Raw genomic sequence first — 20,067 nt, 5'->3', positions numbered from 1 at the left:
CAGAGGCCTTGCATTGCTTTAGCAAGGAACCCATCTGATATTTCAGCTTCGCTTTTTTTATGGAATCATGATAAAAAATTTGTTTCAACAAGAGGATTTGCAAGTGAGGGCAAACATTTTTTTGGTAATTACTTGATTGATTTTTGCAAACAAAGATTCCCATTCATACATATTAAGTATATCTGAGAGTAGCAGAAGCTTTTCCGTTATCGCTACTTCTTCGTAATTGTCGGTAATAATCAAGTCCGCCCCTTCGATATCTTTAGTGAATGAGACCGACTTCTCTGAGTAGATGGATCGGATACGGGCTTCTATCAGCATTTTGGTTCGATATTGAATCGTTGTTCGAATGTAAATCCGAATAGTTGGACTTTCATGCATGGTGGTTTCCAGATAGAGTAGTTGGGCAAGATAGCGCAATTGTTTACGGTGAAAGAATTCTTTGTCTAAATCATTGTTTGGAAAGGTATTGACATGTTCTGTTAACAAGTGAGCAATTGCTACATAAGTTTGACTATTGTTGTCAATCGAACTTTCATCGGGCAAGTTATAGTCTAAATTCCAAACTTTCAGCAAATCAACATCGATAAAAATCGATAGATTAAAAAATAAGAGACAACTGTTTAGAAGTTGGTCAAATGAATCTTGCTTCATAGTCGGCACAAATTTTTGTCGCCAATCTTCGATCATATCAATAAAAAAATGAACGAGAGGCTTTTTTGATTGGTAAACCAGCGCAATACTCTCTTGAATCTTTTGGCGATCAACAACTGCAGGAAGGAAAATATGCAAAAAGAAATTTAAATACAAGTATTCGGCTTGAGCGATCCGTTTATCTAAATTAGTTTTGGAGAAAAAGAACGAATCGAGAACTTCCATCGGCAAAAAGGAGTAAAAGTTCAAGAGTGCTTGAGCTTTTTTCTCGATTTCAGGCAAATATTTCTTTTGAGAAAGTCGGATGGTAATTGTTTTCCAAAAGGCAAACAATTTATTTTTAGTCAACTGATCTAAGAGAGTAGCATCAAAAAAGCTGTTGAATTGCTCGAATTCTGTTATATATTGATCAGATAAAAGCTGAAACTCGGTTGGTGCACTTTGCGTAAGAAAACTATAAATAAAGATGCGGATATCCAACTCTCTTCCAGCAAGTTCGACAATATTTTCTTCATTGGAATAGATTGAGAGGTGAAATTTCTTTAATATTAGACTGACTTTTTTTATCAGACGATACATGTGAGATTGGCTAACGTGAAGATCCGAACATAACTGGGACATTGAAGAATCTGTATGCCCAATAAGGTACTGAACCAGTTGATATTGTGGAGAACTGAGCAAGTAATGATAGACCAGCTGTGAATAAGAAGGTTCGGCACTATCTCCATTTCTTTCGATACAATATTGGTTGTAGGAATTTTTGGCGAGACAAAGGTTGACGGACAGATATTTCAAGTCTTCATTCAAAAAGTAGATATGTTTTTGCAAGCTTTTGATGGGGATTTTCAATACTCTTGATAATTTTAATAAGCTGATTCCATTGGTGTTACATACTGCTTTGAATATATCAAGCTTTTTTTCCTCTGCGGGAGAAATGAACTCTCGGTACATCAGTATTCTCCTTTTTTGCTCCATTTTTACGCAAAATATGAAGCCTATTTGTAAGGTTTTGTGATCTGTTTTTTTGGTACTTTTGATTATACTAAGTACAAATGAGAAGTCAATGTGAGGCGATGAAGAAACAATCATTTTTTTGTGGTTGAAAAAATGAAAGTATTGCCAGAAAATTGGCATCTTGTTTAATAAACAAAAAAGAAGGAATGACTTATGAAAAAAATGGTGTTGGCATTAGGTATTTTAGGAGTAAGTAGTTTAGGGGTCCCAGTGACTGGTTTAGCTGCGGAAGCAAATCCATCTACTTCAATGACCAGTGAAGCATCTCTAACCATCAATCCAGGGATTTTGTCCCTTGATAGTGTTTCAAATTTTGATTTTGGTACTGGGAATATCGCAGATTTCGCTCAACAAGAGAAAGTGATCACCACGGTATCAAATGAAACGTCATCTGTTTCTGATTTTCGTGGTCCAAACACAGTTGGTTGGCAATTAACAGCAAAATTATCAAAAATCTCGAATGCCGATCAAAAAGAATTAGCAAATGCAAAGATTACACTAAAAGGTACCGAAACAGCAGGAGATGCAGCTTTATCAGCAAATGCTGAATTGGTTGCTGGAGCTACCGATCCTACTTCAGTAGCAACCGCAGATGGCGCAACTGGGTTAGCAATCAATACCTTTGATTTTTCGACCACAACGTTGACCGTTCCCCAACAAAATGTTTATGGTGGTGACTATACAGGAACGATTACGTGGACATTATCTAATTCTTATCAAGCACAGTAATAGGATGGATGACAATGAAAAGACTTCTTCAGAATGCAGTATGGATCTTTTTATTTATCAGCTTTGTTTATTTTCCTGTGACTCGTGGTTATGCTGAGACCACCAGATTTACTGTTATACCAGAACTTCCCCAAAATCAAGCAAGTGAAGCAACTTATTTCGATTTGCTGGTAAATAAAGAGACTGTTCAGGAATTGATTATCGCCGTACACAATACGAGTTCCGAAGAGATAACGATCACCGCTGATGCACTGAATAGTTATTCTGCTTCCACTGGAATCATCAGTTATCAACGAAAGAAAACGGCCGAAGACTATGGAGGTAAGTCTTTTACTAGCTTTGTTTCAAACCCCATTCAAGAAGTACGCCTAAAATCTGGTGAGGAACGAAAGGTGATTTTTACACTTGATTTAAAGGAAACAGTGTTTGACGGAGAAATCTTAGGGGCTTTTTTGTTCGAAGAAGTCAAACCTCAGGAAACTGCTCACGAAGCTGATACAAGTTTGGAATCAAACTATCAGTTGCAGTTAGGGGTACGAATGCGTCAAAGTCTACAAGAGCTGCCAAAGCCAGATTTAAAACTAGTTGAAACTAAAGCAGTCGAAAAAAATGGCAAGCCAACTTTAAAAAGCAGTATCAGTAATATTCGTCCCGTCGCATTTGGGAATATTTCCGTGAATACGACGATACGTAATAAGAATCAAGCTATCGTCGGTGGCTTTAAGTCAGAAAATTTTCAATTCGCACAAAACTCTGTCTTAGATCTCTATAGTGAATTTGAACAAGAAGAACTCAAACCGGGCACTTATACGATTCGCATCGAATTATCCTCTCAGCGAGGCACATGGGTTTTTGATGATAAGGTCGTTATCGATCGTCAAGCAGCAAAAGCTGTCAACCGAACTACGATATATGCAGCGGATATCGCTCAAAGAAATTTTCTGTTCTATCTATTGATTGCTATAATCATTCTATTGATTGCAATCATCCTTTTCTTGTTAGTGAAGCGGCGTAAAAACTCCGATGAAAGTGAGTGAGAAGAATGAAAAAAATGCTAAAATCTTTTTGTTTATCGCTTCTTTTTATAGGAACTTTTTGGCTGTTGCAAGGACAGCAAACAGTCTTTGCGGCGGTCACTGCGCCGGACTTTGCTACTTTACCAATTAATCAAGTAATGATCTCTACTGCAGGTAAAGCAGGTTCATTGCAAGGTGTAGAAGGGCATAACTACGTTCAAATCAATGACACAACCATAAATTCTAGCGGGGCAGTTTGGTTCAACAATCCGATTTCTTTCACACGAGATTTCCATTTGGAAATGGCTTTCTATATTGAGAATACGGCTAATGATAGCGATGGACTGGCTTTTGTGATGCAAAGTAGCGGGCCTCAAGCACTAGCTTCAGAAGCTGGATCAACAATTGGAGTTTGGTCGAATATTTCTGGAACAGACCCACTTAGTCAAGGTGCAATCGCAAATAGTATCGCAATTGAATTTGATACATATTACAACAATAATGGCGGTATCCTTGCTACTGATCGGATGATGGATCGTGATGTGACAACAAAGGGACACCATATTGCTTGGTCTTACCCTGGTTCCGATGCTTCTTATACGACAGACGGCTGGCTGATGGTGGATAAAGTCTTAAATCACTATAACACGGTTGGCGTTACGGACATTTCCGATGGAAATTGGCATACCTTTATCGTGGATTACAATGAATCTACGCAACAGTTTCATTATGCTGTTCCAGATTTTAATGTAGATGTATCGATTCCTGTCGATGATACTTTTAAAAGCAATCTTAATTTAACAAATTCGGCGCCAGTTTATTTTGGTTTTACCGGTGCCAATGGCGGATTTGCCCAAAACAAAGCAGTCGCTTTCGTCGATGTTCAAGGTCTAGTCGAAATTGATATGCGAACGGGCGTCTTCCAAAGAGAGCCAGATCAGTTTATGCTGGACACAGGAACAGTAATGGATAAACCAATTGAAGTGGATGCAAGTAAAGAGATTACTTATGCAACCTATATTGATTTTAAACAAACAAGCGATCTATCAAGTTTGAATCCAGGGATTAAACTCAAACTCACACTTCCAGATAATGTATCTGTGAAAGATACTGTCTATTTTGGTAAACCAGAAGATACCATGATCAACGGTTTTCCTGATGGGGGGTCCCCAATCGAATATATAAGAGAGACAGGACAAATAAGTGTAGTATTGCCGAAATTGGAAAAAGGGAATGCCTATATTGTTCATTTTAGGGTCAAGTATAGTGGGACCCCTGTAGATGCGAATATTGATGAAGTAATACCAGTTGAGACTACCTTTAGTGGAAATGCTTTTATATCCAGTTTTACTTCAGGAGGAGCCGCTACCCATTTTTATACGGTAAAAGGCAAACTCCCACCAACATTGACCAGCGGACAAGCCACAATGTCAGAAGCGCAGAAAACTGCGCCGATCCTTCGACAAAATCGAAATGCCTATACTGACATCTCTGTGGAAGATAGTAATTCTACGCAGGCGCAATTATTTATAAGTGATTTATTTTCACAAGAGAAGGAATTACAGGAAGAAGACTTTACTCTAAAAACAGTTCTTGAACGAACAGATTTGTCAGATCCCTTTCACTACACTTTAGAGTCAGAGACGAGTGATCTTTCCCCAGGGACTACCTATTATTTTGCAACATATGTCGTTGACACAGAAGGCAATTCATCAGCAATCCATTACTTTGCCATTGATTTTCGAGGAATCGTCGAATTAAAATCAGTCCCAGAATCTTTCAAAGGAACAACAGTCACAATCAACGAGTTGGCTCGAGCAATGGATTCTAATGGCTTGGTATCAATAAAAGTTCCAATTGCAACAACCAGCAAGCCTCTCGCAATCAGCAATACGAGTGAAGGTACATGGAAATTATCGGGACAAACCACCCCATTTATGAATAGTGGCGCCTCATTGGCTGATGAAGTCCAACTAGTTCTATACGATTCTACTGATAATTCATTGTTTTGCACCATTACTTCAGATAAAAAAGTACTTTTTGAGCAGACGCCTAGCGATAAAGATCTCTCTCTCGATTTAAGTCAGTATAATTGTTATTTACGGTTTGCCCCTAAGATAGAGACCCTTTCCCCAGGAACCTATCAAGGAAAAGTCAATTGGCAGTTAGACAGCACGATCACAGACTAATGCACGTTGGTCAGAAAGACAGACAAAAAAACGCCATTTCGGCGTTTTTTTGTCTGTCTAAGGATAAGAACTCAGCTTTCCCGATCTTTGACTACTTTTAGTACTAAAGAAAGGGCAGCCAAGGCAAAACTGCCATACTTGACAAATTTCTCAAGTGACTCGATTTTTTGTTTTTTGCTTTGTTTGCAAGCAGCACATTTCGTTTCAGCGCCATCTAGTTTTTTTCCGCACCTACAGTGTTTTTTCATTTGATCCGTCTCCTTTACAATTTTATCGATGTTTCATCAATCTCTTACTATCAATTATACATGGACAACGGGTTTATGTCCGAGATAACGCTGTTCTCCTCTCAAAGCAATCAGTGACCGCGGATAGGCTATTTTCTTGGGCATGAATGATTCGGGAGATTTGACGTGCTACCTTAAAACACCAGCAGTAGGTTTATCTACAATGAGGCGGATGAACTTTGAAAACGGCTTGAAAGCCTGCTACGTTAACGATTCTCTTTCTCATTTAACGGTTTTTTGTTTCATTTCGTTCCTGCAAGTGGTACGCTTTTGGTGAAAGGTGAGGTGGATAAAATGAATCGTTTAAGTAAATTTTTGATTGCCATCGGCGTAGGAGCTGCGGCGTTGATCGCTGAATTTGGCTTTGATCGACCTCCCATTGCTTTTGGTTTGATCGCGATCATCGGCGGATTGACAGCGTTGACGATGTTGATCGACATGATCCAAACATTGCGTTCAGGAAAATATGGCGTGGATCTGTTAGCGATCACAGCCATTGTTGCTACACTTGCTGTTGGCGAATATTGGGCCAGTTTGATGGTTTTGATCATGCTGACAGGCGGCGATAGTTTGGAAGAATACGCCAGCAAACAAGCCAGCCGAGAACTTCGGCAACTGTTGCAACGTTCTCCACAGACCGCCCATCGGCTAAATGATAAAAAAGATGTTCCGGTTGAAGAACTAGCTATTGGTGATCTGGTCATCGTCCGCCCGGGAGAAATCGTTCCCGTAGACGGCTGTGTCACTGAAGGAAATACCCTTGTCGATGAATCATCCTTGACTGGTGAGTCACGACCTGTAGAGAAAAATCCTGGTGATGAATTGATGTCTGGCTCAGTCAATGGGGAAACTGCGATTACTTTTGAAGTGACGAAAAAAGCAGCAGATAGCCAATATCAAATTCTTGTTCGTTTAGTCAAAGAATCTGAAGCAAAACCTGCGCGCTTTGTTCGTTTAGCGGATCAGTATGCCGTACCATTTACGTTGGCAGCCTATGTGATTGCGGGGATTGCTTGGTTTGTATCAAAAGATCCTGTTCGCTTTGCGGAAGTCCTAGTAGTGGCGTCACCTTGTCCATTAATCTTGGCAGCACCAGTGGCTTTAGTAGCAGGCATGAGTCGCTCAAGCCGCAATGGGATTGTCATGAAAAACGGCACCACGATCGAAAAATTAGCCAAAGCAAAAACGATCGCTTTTGACAAAACAGGCACATTGACAGAGGGAAAGTTGCACGTTGAAAAAATAACTGTGACTGCTGATCAACTATCGGTCGAAGAGCTTTTGCGCATTGCGGCTAGTGCTGAGCAGGATTCCACTCATATTCTCGCCCGTTCTCTGGTTGCTTCTGCTATGGAACGAAAGCTGACTTTGCTGCCAGTCACCAACTTGAAAGAAGTGGTAGGGCAAGGGATCGAAGCAACAGTTGCTGGACACAAGATCAAAATCGGTAAACCTGAATTTGTTGGAGCAGTTGGTGTAGATGAAGCTAAAACCAATGTTTGTGTTGGGAAAGATGACCAATGGATAGGAACGATCTTTTTTGAAGATACATTACGCAAGGAAGCCAAACAAACGGTTGAGCAGTTGCGTCATCAAGGATTGAAAAAGACGATCATGTTGACAGGTGACCAAGCATTCGTTGCTCGGAAGATCGCAGCTGAAGCAGGGATCGAAACCGTTCTAGCAGACTGCTTGCCGGCAAAAAAAATTGCCGTTATAAAAGAAACAGAACCAGCTGAACGCCCGATCATCATGGTGGGGGATGGGGTCAATGATGCCCCAGCTTTAGCAGCAGCTGATATAGGCATTGCTATGGGAGCCCATGGTACTAGTGCTGCAACGGAAGCAGCAGATGCGGTAATACTACAAGATGATCTCAGCAAGGTCTCTCAAGCCGTACAGATTTCTCAAGACACGATGAGAATCGCCCGCCAATCCGTGTTGCTAGGAATCTTCATTTGTATCGTTTTAATGTTGATTGCCAGCACAGGTGTGATCCCAGCGTTGTTTGGCGCTTTGTTACAAGAAGTGATCGATACAGTATCCATTCTATCTGCACTTCGTGCTAAGAATGATCATTCTACTAGCACAGCATCATCTCTTTCAGTCAATCATCAGGCACATTAATAGGTGCAGGTCCGTGACTAAGAGCAAACAAACCCGATAACTGTGATTTTTGTGATAGCAGATGCAAGACACTTAGATTATCTGGCTATGTTTGCCTTATAAGTTACGGGCCTTTTTGATTCTTAAAGCAGGTCCGTAAAAATCCTCCTTTTTTTTAATAATACTACCGTTATATATAACAAATTTTTCTTGGCTAAAATCATTGTTTTGTTGAGTATAACTCAGCTTCACTCATACTTTGTGATGTTATTCTCATTTTTTTCTTCGTTATTCCCTCAAAATGAGAATAATTTTAGTCGATTTTATGATATATATATACGTAGGAAGTTTCAGTAGATTGACTGTGAACTGTCCGCATGAAAGGATTGATAATTCGCGTGATTGATTTAATGCTCTATAAAGAAACAGCCGACTATTTGGAGAAAGTAATCGATAAAGAGGTGCTTGACCTTGTGGAAGTAGAGTACCCTAAGGTATATACTTACATCCATCAATTGATTGATTCTTTCAAATGTGCTGTCCAACAAATAGATGGTTCAAATTTTTGGGAACTTTTTCCAGAAATACTTGGGTATGATTCACGGTTTGTTTTATTGAACTCATTGATTCTAGTAAGAGATGAATTCTTGACAGAAGAAGAAATCATCCAAATGATCGAAACCGATTATACTCATTTAAATAAAGAATCTTGCGGTTATTCTTTGAAAGATCAGGAACATGAAAGCCTTATCTTCAATATCAAATAAATGATTTCCTAAAATCGCAAGGAGCAGCCGACCAGCATCAGTGGTCGGCTGTTTATTTGTTTAAATTTACGCTTTGTTTATTCAATAATCTTAAAAATATTTTGAAAAAATGGTAAATATAGATTATTATTGATATATGAATGAAGAATAACTGAAAAGTCTTTTCAATTCAGCGTTACAGTTAGACTGGATTCAGGAAATTAGCTATATAACATTGTTCATGGAATGAGCAAAGAGAAAGGGGCATATATGGATTATTTGAATTTTTCAAAAAAAGAGTGGGAGATTCTGATTTGTTTTTGGAAAGCTCAGGAACCACTGTGTTGCAGTGATTTTAGTGAGCGTTTTAACTTGAATCGCAACACTTCGTTATCAGTCATCAGAAAATTAGTCAATAAAGGCATACTGGAAGTTGCGAGCATCAAAATGAGCGGTTCGGTTTTAGCACGTCGTTTTCAACCCAAAGTGACTGAATTAGAAGTACTGCAGTCGATTCTTAACCAAGATCAGATTTTTGCTATGCTTCAGGTGGCGATTGGTCGTCTCGAAGAAAAGCAGTTAGCGATGTTAATGGACAAAATTACTGCCAAAAAACAAGAGCTTTCAATGCCAAAAGACCATCAGTGATCTTGCTTGTCCAAAGAGAGCCAACAAAAAAAGATCTGACTTATGGACTGCGCTTAAGAAGTTAGTTTTTCGGCTAACGTTTCGAGCAATCCTGTAAGTCGGATCTTTTTTAGCTAGTTTTCTGAAACTGATGCAGCATTTTTGTCGTCAAGCGATGCAAATCAGCTAGTTCTGTAGGAGACAATGGCAGGAAATCTTTGACTTTACTGGGAATATTCACCGCAGAATCATGGAGCAGCTGCCCTTTTCCTGTCAAGGACACATTTAAAGAACGTTCGTCCTCTTGATTGCGAGTTCTTGAAAGATAGCCTTTCATTTCGAGTTTCTTTAAAACCGGAGTCAAAGTTCCAGAGTCCAGACACAGAGAATCGCCCAATTCTTTTACTGTCAATGTTCCTTGCTCCCATAAGACGAGCATCACGAGATATTGCGTATAGGTCAAGTCCAGAGGGTCCAGTAATCCTTTATAATGCTTGATAATTTCTTTCGAAGCGGCGTATAGAGGAAAACATAGTTGGTTTTCAAGTGCTAAGTCATTCATGTCCTCACTCCTTTTTATACTGACGCTTCTTATCATAGCTTTTTTGTATCGGAAAGTCTACTCACTAACGGCTTTGACGGTTACTTCAATATTGCCGGCTGTTGCTTTTGAATAAGGACATACGGTATGAGCAATTTCTAGTAATTCTTGTGTTTCATCTAATGAAAGACCTTCTATAAATCCTTCAATCTCTACTCCTAAAACAAAACTACTTTCATTTTCGGCATAAAGTGAAACTTGTGCACTTACAGTTGATGCGCCATCAATTCCTTTCCTTTGCTTTACAAGTTCAAGAGCACTGTTGAAACAAGCACTAAAACCAGCGGCAAAAAGTTGTTCTGGGTTAGTGGCATTTTCGACCCGTTTACCAGGTGCTGCGATGGATAATTCGAAGGAATGATCAGGACTATGAACTTCTCCTGAACGACCACCTGTGTTGATCATCTTTGTAGAATACATTTTTTTCATCTAACTTCACTCCTGTTTTTTTGATTTTGTACAATTAGATTGTACGCAATTTAATTGTGGAAAGCAATTAAGTTGCTTGCAAAAGCAGGTTTTTTTATTTTTACTTGTTTTTACATTAAATTGAAAGTAAAAGTTTAAATAATTACTGTGTAGCAAGGCAAAACATGATATGATGATAGCACAGAATCTAAGGATAGTTGGTTAGTGAAGAGGGTGACTAAAATCGTAGAATATATGGAAAACCGCGCAGTCGGGAAATATTTTCGTTCCGCGACAGATCATTATGCCGGATTCATTCGAATCTTTGGTACGTATACTGAATATCGGGTTGTTGCCGGTATTCCAGCAGAGAATGTGATGCTGGAGATCATCGGCGTTGAAAATGGGATCTTGCTGACACAAGTGAACAATACATTATTTGAAAATGGAAGAGGGTATATTCAATGATCATCGTACAAATTATCTTAATCGTTCTTGTCATAGCGATCGCGATTTGGCTGTTGGCAAGCACTGCTGTTATCGTTCGACAAGGTGAAGTAAAAGTAGTTGAGAGTTTTGGGAAGTATGTTAAGACACTTGAACCAGGTCTACACTTTTTAGTCCCTATTTTATATACAGTCAGAGAACGAGTATCACTTAAACAGATTCCTTTAGAAATTGAACCACAAAGTGCTATCACGAAGGATAATGTTATCGTTCAAATTGATGAAGCCATCAAATACCATGTCACAGATGTCCGGGCGTTTGTTTATGATAATGAAAACTCGGTCGTTTCTATGATCCAAGATGCGCAATCCAATTTGCGAGGAATCATTGGGAAAATGGATCTAAATGAAGTTCTCAACGGAACAGAAGAAATCAACGTGGCGTTGTTTACTTCCATTAAAGATATCACAGCGGGGTATGGGTTGGCGATCGACCGAATCAATATTGGTGAGATCAAAGTTTCGCAAGAAATCATTGAATCAATGAACAAACTGATCACTGCTTCACGGGATAAAGAATCCATGATCACGCGGGCACAAGGGGAGAAATCTTCTGCTGTCTTAAGTGCGGAAGCCAAAGCTTCTCAAATGACGATCGATGCCCAAGCCAGAGCGGAACAAACTCAGATTGATGCGGAAGCTCGTGCTAAACGTGTACGGATCGATGCAGACGCCGAAGCAGAACGAATTGCTAAAATTACTGAAGCAGAACGTAAACGGATCTTAGCCATCAATGAAGCAATCAAAGAAAGTCAATTAGACGAACGTTCACTCTCTTACTTGGGCATTGAAGCCTTTAAAGATATTGTCAACAGTAAGACGAATACAGTCATTCTACCATCAAACATGACAGAATTAGGCAATATTCCAGTTGTGAAACAACTCTGGGAACAAACAGACAAAACCAGCGAATAACAAACTAACTGAATCAACCAACATAAATGAGCTCCACCCATTGTTTGATAAACATGGCTGGAGCTCGTTTTTGATTTGTTGAACAATAGATTGATTACTGGATAGTTGTTGTTTTATTGGTACTTGTGGCGCAGTCTTTTTTTATCCTAAAGAGAAGAAGCAGTAATAGTTCGATTGTCTACTATCAACAATGCGATCATCACATAACCGATCCAACTATCTCTGGAATAGAGAATATAACGAGGAGACCAATTCGCTGCATACTTGCTCTTGTACTCCCGCAATCCCTCAAAGGAATAAAAGTGAGAACCAAAGTTATAGATCAAATAGGCGATCCGTTCTTGAATGAAACTGCTTCTGAACGTCCCTACATTCGCCAGCGGGGCCATCCCTAAGTCGAACTGTTCGAATCCTTGGTTTTTAAAATAATCGAAGAGATTGATGAACAAAAAGTCCATTGTGCCATTAGGTGCTTTTTCAGGATCATGACGCATTAAGTCGATTGACCCACAACCTGTCTGATAAGTAGGCATAAAAGAAGCAAATGCCACAATTTCTTGCTGTTGGTTCTTGACGACAGCGATTGGGACGGTGCTCAAGTAATCTTCAGAGAAAAATCCTAATGAGAAACCTTTTTCTTTGCGACCATCTAGCCAGCGATCAGAAATATCTCGTAGCTTAGCAAATGTTTCCGCATTGTACGGTGGTTGTAGGACATCGAAAGTAAAGCCTTCTTTATTGATTTTGTTGTTTAATGCCCGTTGACCCTTCATTTTTTTGCCAGACAAGGTGAAATTCTGTAGGTCCACGAAGGCTTTCTCACCAAATTTGATGAAGTCATAGCCGAATTCATGAAGAAGCATGACCATTTCTTCACTGCTTTCATAGAAGACAGGCAAATAATTCCACTGATCCATTTCTGTGATAAAGGCTTCTAGTGCAGCAGCAAAATCCTCTTGCTTACCAGCTGGGTCCCCCATGACCAAACATTTATTGTTATAGGTCGTAAACTGGAAAAAGACGGTAGGATCGGTCTCGTTCGGATAGAAATAGACTTCTTTATCTTTCAAAAAGACAAGATGGCTATCACTAGTACCACCGTAGGTCTCTAAAAGAGTCAAGATTTTTTCATTCTCAGGTCTCTGTCCAATTTGATGTTTGGGTCCCATTAAATAGCGTGAGAAAAGCAAGACCGCGATAGCGACGATCATGATAGCCAGAAAGCCTTGCAACCATAACTTTTCAGAAGGAAACAAAAGAAAATCAATGGAACGATGGGCGGGATGACGATTTAAATGGGGCATGTTATAGACCCCAATAATCACATAAAGGACAGTCAAAGATCCCATCAAAAGGCCATCGATCGTCAGCCATTCCCAAGAATAAACCAGTTGCTTACGAAATAGTTCACTTTTGGAAAGGACCATAATCGCCAATAAGAAGAGCAAGAAACACATGGTTGAAAAGCGGAAACCGGCTAAGACCGCATAGCCGATCGTTGCTGCAATCAACAGCAATGTTGGAAAATAAGCGCGCGAAACACGAGCTGAAACCCCACGACCAGCAATGATGAAAAGATAGCCTAAGAAAATACTTGGGTATTGCATGACAAAATTCAACCGTATCGGATTAAGATGGGCTAACCACTGAATGTGGTCAAATGCTTCCGGAATCGTTGCTGACAAAACCAGCATCGTACCAGTCAAATAGAGCAACAGTACTTCAATCTTATGGAATACTTCTAAAAGCAATCCTTTAGGAATACCAGAAAAGCGTGTGTTGAGCGTTACACTGACATTTTTAGAGAACAAAAGCACCCCAATCAAAAACGGAATGATGTAATAGAATAGCCGGAATAGCAGAAGCCACGCTACGACGCTTTCTCGGGGAATATTCAATGAACCCATTCCCATGATCATCATGACATCAAAGGTTCCTAATTCTCCGGGAATCATTGATACGATCCCTATCACAGATGCAGCAATAAATAATGGCAGTATTTGAAAAATATCCACAGAGATCCCCATCAGCATACCGGTGGTGATAAAGGCCGTAAATACCCCTACCCATTCCAATAATGAAACCAAAATCAGTTGACCGCGGTCAGAAGGGGTCAGACCGCCTAAATAGCCATTCTTCTTCGACAAACTTAAGACATAGACCACTGGAAAGTACAAACTTCCTCCCAATAGCCAAATCCAATATTGCTGCAGATAATCAGTTGTTGGTCCAAAGACGACGAACCCTAATGCCAGTAATGATAAAAGCGATAACCCAGACATCAGATAAATAAAAATTTTCGAAATTGCTTGAGCAACATCTTTGCCATTTTTTTCTTTGCCATAGAATTCGGAGCGAAGACCAATGCTGATAAAACCGCCGAATCCTACAAGATTATTCATGGTATTGATGATCCAGCTTGTTTCACTTAAATAACGGGCAGAAAGCTTTTGTCCTAAGAGCCGATTTAAGATAATGTCATAACCAATCATTGGCGCAATACAAAGCAAACTAATCAAAAACATCAATGCAACGCGCCAAACCGCTAATTCGGAAAACAGTGTCGTCAATTGATCGACGGAAATCGTCTTGCTTAAGGAAAGCAATTCACCTAAAACGATCACTGCTACAGCGATCAAAAAGAGTCCTTTGAACAAGGAGAGATGGTTACGAATCCATGTAAAAAGTTTCATTTTATTGTCCCACCTTATCTAAGAAAGAAAGAACTTTCTGATTGAATATATTTGGATTTTTGCGAGCAAAACTATGTCCTTGTCCCTTTACTACCATGAAATTGGCATTCGGAATATGATTGGCTAAATAAAATGAATGAGACAATTTGATTGAATCTCTTTTTCCTACCAAAATCAGTGTTGGGACAGTAATTTTTTTTAAATCGGTGGCTGATAAACCGATGTTACGAAAGAGTAGTGCAAGAATCGGTAAAAAACCACGCATGCCTTTATCGAAAGGCGCGCAAAGCCAAACGACTGCATATTGGATCAGACTGCCGATCCGTGCAAACAGCCGAACCCCTTTAGGATCCGTATTGCCGGAATTTAAAATCAGACAACTCACTAATTCCGGATATTTAAAACAAAACACCATAGCTAAATTTGCGCCATCACTAAAGCCTAGAAGAGCTACCTTTGACAGGTGTTCTTTTTGAATAATGGCATACAAGTCATCAGCCATCAAGAAAAAATCAATTTTTTTGCGGGTATTCGTTGATTTGCCATGCCCACGGCTGTCTATCAAGTACAGCTGATGTTTCTGACTTAATTCAGCTATCTGATTAGCAAAGTAAGCACTGCTCCCGCCATTGCCATGCAATAAGAATAATGGCTTGCCTTTTCCAATTTTCTCATAGTAAAGGACCGAGCCATCTTGCATTTTGGCATAACACTTTTCAGATTCCATTTTTTCACCTACTTTCTTTGAGTATACCTTGAAGCTCGCGATTGATAAAATCAAATGGTGATTTTTCACTAGAAATAATCATCGTTTATTCATTTTTGTCTTAGAAAACTGCTATCTTATTATATTAAGAAATCAGACAGATGCTGCTCTTTAGATTCATTTCTAGCCATATCTTAGGAGATCACTTCGAAATGGAACAGAAAACTTTGCCAAAATAGAAAATTTTCACATTTTCCCCCGTATTTTTCCTTCTTATTTCTTTAGAAGGAAACTATAGAAGAGAACTATAGAAGAAAACCATAGAAGAAAACTATAGAAGAGAACTATAGAAGAGAACTACGCAAAGCAGCAAGGATACCCCATAATGTCTCCCATTCAGTGACAATGGTTTTCATTAAACGGGGGAACAATGAATGATTTAAAGGTTGTTTAACATGTCTAAAGGAAATCCATAAGGTGCCTTCTGATTTTTTTATTTCATTCAGTTTGACCTGCAAGATGCATTCGTGGCGCAGAAAGCAAATGTTTGTTATTCCTAAAAGATTATATCTCTCCAATAATTACTGCAAAGTTTTAGGAATTCAGTTATTATTTTCAAGTTGTTATCTTGATGCTGGAGGGAAATAAATGAGAGAGACTAGATATGAAGAATTGAAGCGAGCAGAAAAGGGCGCTCTGCTTAGTATCATTGCCTATCTATTGATTTCATTCGTTAAATTATTGATCGGTAAAATAGCTGGATCGGAAGCTTTATGGGCAGATGGTTTAAATAATGCCACCGATATAATCGCTTCAGTGGCTGTTTTGATAGGTCTACGCTTAGCTCAAAAACCGGCTGATGAAGAACATAAGTATGGACATTGGAAAGCAGAGAATGTAGCAAGTTTGATTACGTCATTGATCATGCTTGCTGTAGGGCTGCAAGTACTTTATTCCTCTGTCTGGTCCTTGATCCAAGGGGAGACAGAAAGTCCTGATATGCTTGCGGCAATTATAGGTGTGGTCTCGGCTATTCTCATGTATGGTGTGTATACCTTTAATCGAAGATTGGCTGCACAAGTAAAAAGTTCCGCACTGCTTGCTGCTGCCAAAGACAATCGTAGCGATGCTTGGACCAGCATCGGAACCGCCATTGCCATTTTTGCCGCTTCTTTTGGCTGGGGGTGGCTTGATAGTCTAACAGCGATCGTTGTCGCTGTTCTGATCCTAAAAACGGCCATTGATATTTTTAAAGAAAGTGCCTTCTCATTGTCAGATGGTTTTGATCAAACATTGGTCAACGAGTACGAACAAGTCGTAGCCGATTTTCCGGAAGTAAAATCTGTCAAGAGTATTCGCGGCAGAATGTATGGCGCAAATGTGTTTCTTGATATTGTTATTACGATGGACAAATATTTGACAGTTGAAAAAAGTCATGCAGTAGCTGATGCCATAGAAGCATTGCTGTCTGATCGTTTCAATGTCTATGATACAGATATTCATATTGAACCAGATTAATCGCCGATTTATTTTTAAGGGTCATTTTGTGTTGTGTAAGTTAAAAAAAACAGTGTAAACACCACGTTTCTAGCATGTAAACATCCCGTTGCTTCTTTTTTTATTGAAAGAATGGCAAACTATTCTTATCAGAAAAAGAAAGTAGGGATCGTATGGAGACGATAAATATCACTGACCTTCAAGCAAAAAAAATTAATGAAGTGGGACAACCTGTCCTTTTAGAAATTTGTAAAAATTATATTTTATCAGTAGAAGATAGACAGATATTAGCCCTTCTTCAGAAACAAATTACAGAAAAAAAAGCTGAACTCGTTTGAGATTCAACTCGTTTTAGTCAAGTACAAAAAGAAAAACAGCAGTTTGATCCATCAATGATCAAGCTGCTGCTTTTTTAGCCTTTGAGAAAAGAAAGAATGAAGGTAATCCAACTTTTCTTTTGTCAGAGAAGATCAGTAGTCTGATGATATCCTAGAGGAAAGCAAAAGTAGAAATAAGAAAGATTTCGGTAGAAAGAAGTGATTCGATTTTTATAAAAGTCTTTTAAAAGACTTCAAAAAAACTTTTTGAGGTTAGTGACCGCTAGTCATTTTAATGCCTACAATACTGATCAATAATAATCCAACAAAAAGCCAAGTGGCTGGGTTTATCTTGTCATGGAACAATACCACACCAATGATGACTGAACCCACCGCACCGATCCCAGTCCAGATAGGGTAGGATAAACTCATTGGCAGTTGTTTGATTGCTTGCGACAAAAAGAAAAAACTGGCGATCATACCAATAATGGTGTAAATCGTAAAATTGATTTTTGTAAATCCTTCACTCCATTTCATCGTTGTGGACCAGAATACTTCCAGTACGCCAGCTAATAATAGTTCGAGCCAAGCCATTCTATTTCCCTCCTTTTTGATTATTTAGAAAACAAAAAGAGGAAGACCATTCCTTCTAAGACCTACTGGAATGATCGTCCTCGTTTAACTACCCGGTGGCAGTCTCTATTTTCTTGTAACCAGTATAGCACACTCGGATTTTTTTGGGGAATGAAAAAAACTTATCGAAAAAATGAGGGGTAGCACTTTCGGATAAAAATTGAAAGAAAGAGAAACTGTTCCAGAAAATGAGCTGGTCCTGTTTCTCGTCATCGCATCTAATTTTTCCTAACAAACTTGATGCGATCAGCAGAACTTTCTGATGGTGCTAAATCTTTCTTTCAATTGCGGATAGACAACATTATCAATAGTTAAGACAAAGAAAGACTTTTCTATTTATTTAAAAAACATTCCGATATAATAAAGATATGTAGGGATACATCTTTGAAAGGAGTCCACCATGAAAATTACATTTCAACCAGTCCGATCTTTAGAGGAGATTCAAGAATTAGAGCTTGTCGTTAAGGAGATTTGGTCAGAAGTCTTTACACCTATCATCGGGTCTGCTCAAGTCAGCTATATGCTAGAAACTTATCAATCTCCAGAAACGATCCAACAAGAAATCAAAGAAGGCGCCGCTTATTTTATTCTTCGATTAGAAGATGAGATTATTGGCTACACAGCTTACGAAGAAGAGGCAGACCGTCTGTATTTGAGTAAACTTTATTTAACACCTGCTATGCGAGGAAAAGGCGTCTCCAGCAAAGTATTTGATTGGGTTGAATCTTTAGCCGCTGGCAAAACACTCTTTTTGAACGTCAATAAAGGCAATCAACAAGCGATTGCCGTCTACGAACACCGGGGTTTTGTCCGGGTCGGGGAACGAAAGGTTGATATCGGTCAAGGTTTTGTAATGGATGACTATATCTACGAAAAAACATTCAAACAATGAAAGACATAAGCTTTTTTCCATCGCTCAGTTTGTGGGAAGAAAGCTTATTTCCTATTAAAAAAACGTTTACACACCTTTTTAACTGTGTTATATTGTCCTTGTAAAGATTATAATGTTATAATTAGGAGGGCTAAAATGAATGGATTTGTAGGGTTTATTGAACAAAAGTTAATGCCAGTGGCAAATAAGGTAGGTATGCAGCGACATATGGTGGCCATACGTAAAGGAATTATTGCCACATTACCATTGACGATCGTCGGTTCCTTTTTCACGATATTATTGAATTTTCCTATTGAGTCAGTTGCAGCATTTATTGAACCATATCGTGAAGTTCTAGACATTCCGTTTCGCTATACTGTTGGTCTGCTTGCACTTTATGCGACCTTTGGTATCGCATCTTCATTGGCAAAAAGTTACAAACTAGACTCATTGACAGCAGGTATTTTGGCAACAATGTCCTTTTTGATCACGGCAGCACCACCAATTCGGGTTCTTGAATCGGTAGAAGGTGTGATCGATGCTGGACGTTTCATCAATGTTGCTAACCTTGGTTCTGGATCACTATTTGGTGCAATTGTCACAGCTATTTTGTCAGTGGAAATCTATCGCTTCTTTATTGTCAAAAATATCACGATCAAAATGCCTGATGGTGTACCCCCTGAAGTGACCAATTCCTTCATGGCATTGATTCCCGGGGGAGCGATTCTTGTTTTGTTTTGGGTCATTCGTCATATCATCGGTTTTGATATCAATGGCTTCTTAAGTAACCTTTTGATGCCGCTGAAAGATGTTTTAGCAGGAAACAGTTTGTTTGGCGGCTTATTGACAGTTTTCTTGATTTGTTTCTTCTGGGTTCTTGGAATTCATGGACCAGCAATCATGGGTCCGGTGATCCGTCCTTTCTGGGATATCTCGATTGCAGAAAATATGGAAGTTTTTCAATCAACCGGCAATGCGCATGAATTACCAAACATCTTTACAGAACAATTTCTGCAATGGTTTGTTTGGATTGGTGGGGCAGGAACGACGCTTGCGCTGGTTGTCTTGTTTTTATTCTCAAAATCAAACTATTTGAAACAATTAGGACGTCTTTCGATTTTGCCAGGTATTTTCAATATCAATGAACCGGTCATCTTTGGGGCTCCGATTGTGATGAATCCGATTCTTGGGATTCCGTTTCTTGTAGCACCTTTGATTACAACGACAATTTCGTACTTTGCTACGACGACAGGGATCGTTCCAATGATGGCTGCCCGTCTAGGATTTGCCATTCCAGCACCCATTGCTGCTTGGATGAGTACAAATTGGAGTGTTGCCGCTGGAATCTTAGTTGTGGTGAACTTTTTGATCACATTGGCGATCTATTACCCATTCTATAAAGTCTTTGAAAAACAGCAATTAGAACGTGAAGAAGAACAAGCGACTCAAGAATGAAGGGTCTCTTTATCAAGAAGTCAAACGAGACGATGGGATAGGAGCAAAGAACGATCCATAAATGACAACCAAATGAGCTCTCTGGGAAATACCGAGT

19 protein-coding genes are annotated in these 20,067 nt (G+C 39.2%); 12 read left to right on the top strand and 7 right to left on the bottom strand.

The annotated features are described in order from the left end of the window. Positions 1-84: 84 nt before the first annotated feature. A complete protein-coding gene (locus IGJ45_RS10555; protein WP_195452410.1) occupies positions 85-1,605 on the bottom strand; it encodes a helix-turn-helix domain-containing protein in 1,521 nt (506 codons plus the stop codon). Positions 1,606-1,821: 216 nt separating this feature from the next. On the opposite strand from IGJ45_RS10555, the gene IGJ45_RS10550 reads away from it, so the two are divergent. From IGJ45_RS10550 to IGJ45_RS10540, 3 genes are read left to right on the top strand one after another with little or no spacing between them, the layout of a single operon-like run. Beyond that, positions 1,822-2,397 carry a WxL domain-containing protein gene (locus IGJ45_RS10550; protein ID WP_349703831.1) on the top strand — a complete coding sequence of 192 codons (576 nt, stop codon included), beginning with the start codon at positions 1,822-1,824 and terminating at the stop codon, positions 2,395-2,397. Between the two features lie 14 nt (positions 2,398-2,411). Beyond that, a complete protein-coding gene (locus IGJ45_RS10545) occupies positions 2,412-3,434 on the top strand; it encodes a DUF916 and DUF3324 domain-containing protein (protein WP_438768677.1) in 1,023 nt (340 codons plus the stop codon). Positions 3,435-3,439: 5 nt separating this feature from the next. Next, a complete protein-coding gene (locus IGJ45_RS10540; RefSeq protein ID WP_349703829.1) occupies positions 3,440-5,602 on the top strand; it encodes an L-type lectin-domain containing protein in 2,163 nt (720 codons plus the stop codon). A 71-nt stretch (positions 5,603-5,673) separates the two neighbouring features. Here the strand turns inward: IGJ45_RS10540 and IGJ45_RS10535 are convergent, their stop codons facing one another. After that, positions 5,674-5,850 (bottom strand): hypothetical protein, encoded by a 177-nt coding sequence (locus IGJ45_RS10535; RefSeq protein ID WP_005471055.1) that lies wholly within the window; start codon positions 5,848-5,850, stop codon positions 5,674-5,676. A 333-nt stretch (positions 5,851-6,183) separates the two neighbouring features. On the opposite strand from IGJ45_RS10535, the gene IGJ45_RS10530 reads away from it, so the two are divergent. The 3 genes from IGJ45_RS10530 to IGJ45_RS10520 all read left to right on the top strand — a co-directional run bounded on the left by IGJ45_RS10530 (position 6,184) and on the right by IGJ45_RS10520 (position 9,389). Continuing rightward, positions 6,184-8,016: a heavy metal translocating P-type ATPase gene (locus IGJ45_RS10530; RefSeq protein ID WP_005471057.1), complete on the top strand. Its 1,833-nt coding sequence runs from the start codon at positions 6,184-6,186 to the stop codon at positions 8,014-8,016. 356 nt (positions 8,017-8,372) lie between these two features. Further along, positions 8,373-8,762, top strand: a complete 390-nt coding sequence (locus tag IGJ45_RS10525) for a DUF7006 family protein (protein WP_003126117.1) — start codon at positions 8,373-8,375, stop codon at positions 8,760-8,762. A gap of 249 nt (positions 8,763-9,011) precedes the next feature. After that, a complete protein-coding gene (locus tag IGJ45_RS10520; RefSeq protein WP_195957077.1) occupies positions 9,012-9,389 on the top strand; it encodes a hypothetical protein in 378 nt (125 codons plus the stop codon). A 109-nt stretch (positions 9,390-9,498) separates the two neighbouring features. Here the strand turns inward: IGJ45_RS10520 and IGJ45_RS10515 are convergent, their stop codons facing one another. Both IGJ45_RS10515 and IGJ45_RS10510 read right to left on the bottom strand, forming a co-directional pair. Continuing rightward, positions 9,499-9,930 carry a MarR family winged helix-turn-helix transcriptional regulator gene (locus IGJ45_RS10515; RefSeq protein WP_003126119.1) on the bottom strand — a complete coding sequence of 144 codons (432 nt, stop codon included), beginning with the start codon at positions 9,928-9,930 and terminating at the stop codon, positions 9,499-9,501. Between the two features lie 57 nt (positions 9,931-9,987). Continuing rightward, positions 9,988-10,398, bottom strand: coding sequence for an organic hydroperoxide resistance protein (locus IGJ45_RS10510; protein ID WP_349703828.1), 411 nt, complete (start codon positions 10,396-10,398; stop codon positions 9,988-9,990). 234 nt (positions 10,399-10,632) lie between these two features. On the opposite strand from IGJ45_RS10510, the gene IGJ45_RS10505 reads away from it, so the two are divergent. Next, the gene (locus tag IGJ45_RS10505) at positions 10,633-10,845 is read left to right on the top strand and encodes a hypothetical protein (protein WP_060814083.1); all 213 of its coding nucleotides are present in this window, start codon (positions 10,633-10,635) and stop codon (positions 10,843-10,845) included. Then, complete coding sequence (locus IGJ45_RS10500) at positions 10,842-11,798, top strand: SPFH domain-containing protein (RefSeq protein ID WP_005471067.1); 957 nt, start codon at positions 10,842-10,844, stop codon at positions 11,796-11,798. Before IGJ45_RS10505 ends, IGJ45_RS10500 begins: the two co-directional genes overlap by 4 nt. Positions 11,799-11,944: 146 nt before the next feature. Here IGJ45_RS10500 and mprF read toward each other — a convergent pair whose 3' ends face one another. After that, positions 11,945-14,491 (bottom strand): bifunctional lysylphosphatidylglycerol flippase/synthetase MprF, encoded by a 2,547-nt coding sequence (mprF, locus tag IGJ45_RS10495; protein ID WP_349703827.1) that lies wholly within the window; start codon positions 14,489-14,491, stop codon positions 11,945-11,947. Between the two features lies 1 nt (position 14,492). Then, complete coding sequence (locus IGJ45_RS10490) at positions 14,493-15,218, bottom strand: alpha/beta fold hydrolase (RefSeq protein ID WP_003126124.1); 726 nt, start codon at positions 15,216-15,218, stop codon at positions 14,493-14,495. 627 nt (positions 15,219-15,845) lie between these two features. Here IGJ45_RS10490 and IGJ45_RS10485 point away from each other — a divergent pair. Beyond that, a complete protein-coding gene (locus IGJ45_RS10485; protein ID WP_021149989.1) occupies positions 15,846-16,715 on the top strand; it encodes a cation diffusion facilitator family transporter in 870 nt (289 codons plus the stop codon). A gap of 152 nt (positions 16,716-16,867) precedes the next feature. Continuing rightward, entirely contained in the window at positions 16,868-17,032 is a 165-nt protein-coding gene (locus IGJ45_RS10480; protein ID WP_003126127.1) for a hypothetical protein, read from the top strand. A gap of 252 nt (positions 17,033-17,284) precedes the next feature. On the opposite strand, the gene IGJ45_RS10475 is transcribed toward IGJ45_RS10480, so the two are convergent. Further along, positions 17,285-17,605 (bottom strand): DMT family transporter, encoded by a 321-nt coding sequence (locus IGJ45_RS10475; protein ID WP_081131659.1) that lies wholly within the window; start codon positions 17,603-17,605, stop codon positions 17,285-17,287. A gap of 439 nt (positions 17,606-18,044) precedes the next feature. On the opposite strand from IGJ45_RS10475, the gene IGJ45_RS10470 reads away from it, so the two are divergent. Then, on the top strand, positions 18,045-18,536 hold the full coding sequence (locus IGJ45_RS10470) for a GNAT family N-acetyltransferase (RefSeq protein ID WP_081131658.1): 492 nt from the start codon (positions 18,045-18,047) through the stop codon (positions 18,534-18,536). Positions 18,537-18,671: 135 nt separating this feature from the next. After that, positions 18,672-19,970: a PTS sugar transporter subunit IIC gene (locus tag IGJ45_RS10465; RefSeq protein ID WP_349703826.1), complete on the top strand. Its 1,299-nt coding sequence runs from the start codon at positions 18,672-18,674 to the stop codon at positions 19,968-19,970. The last annotated feature ends 97 nt before the right edge of the window (positions 19,971-20,067 follow it).

Source organism: Enterococcus sp. DIV0574 (assembly GCF_051711125.1).
Classification (GTDB): Bacteria; Bacillota; Bacilli; order Lactobacillales; family Enterococcaceae; genus Enterococcus_D; species Enterococcus_D gallinarum.
Note: the sequence above shows the minus strand (reverse complement) of the source record. Positions and strands in the feature narration are given on the sequence as shown.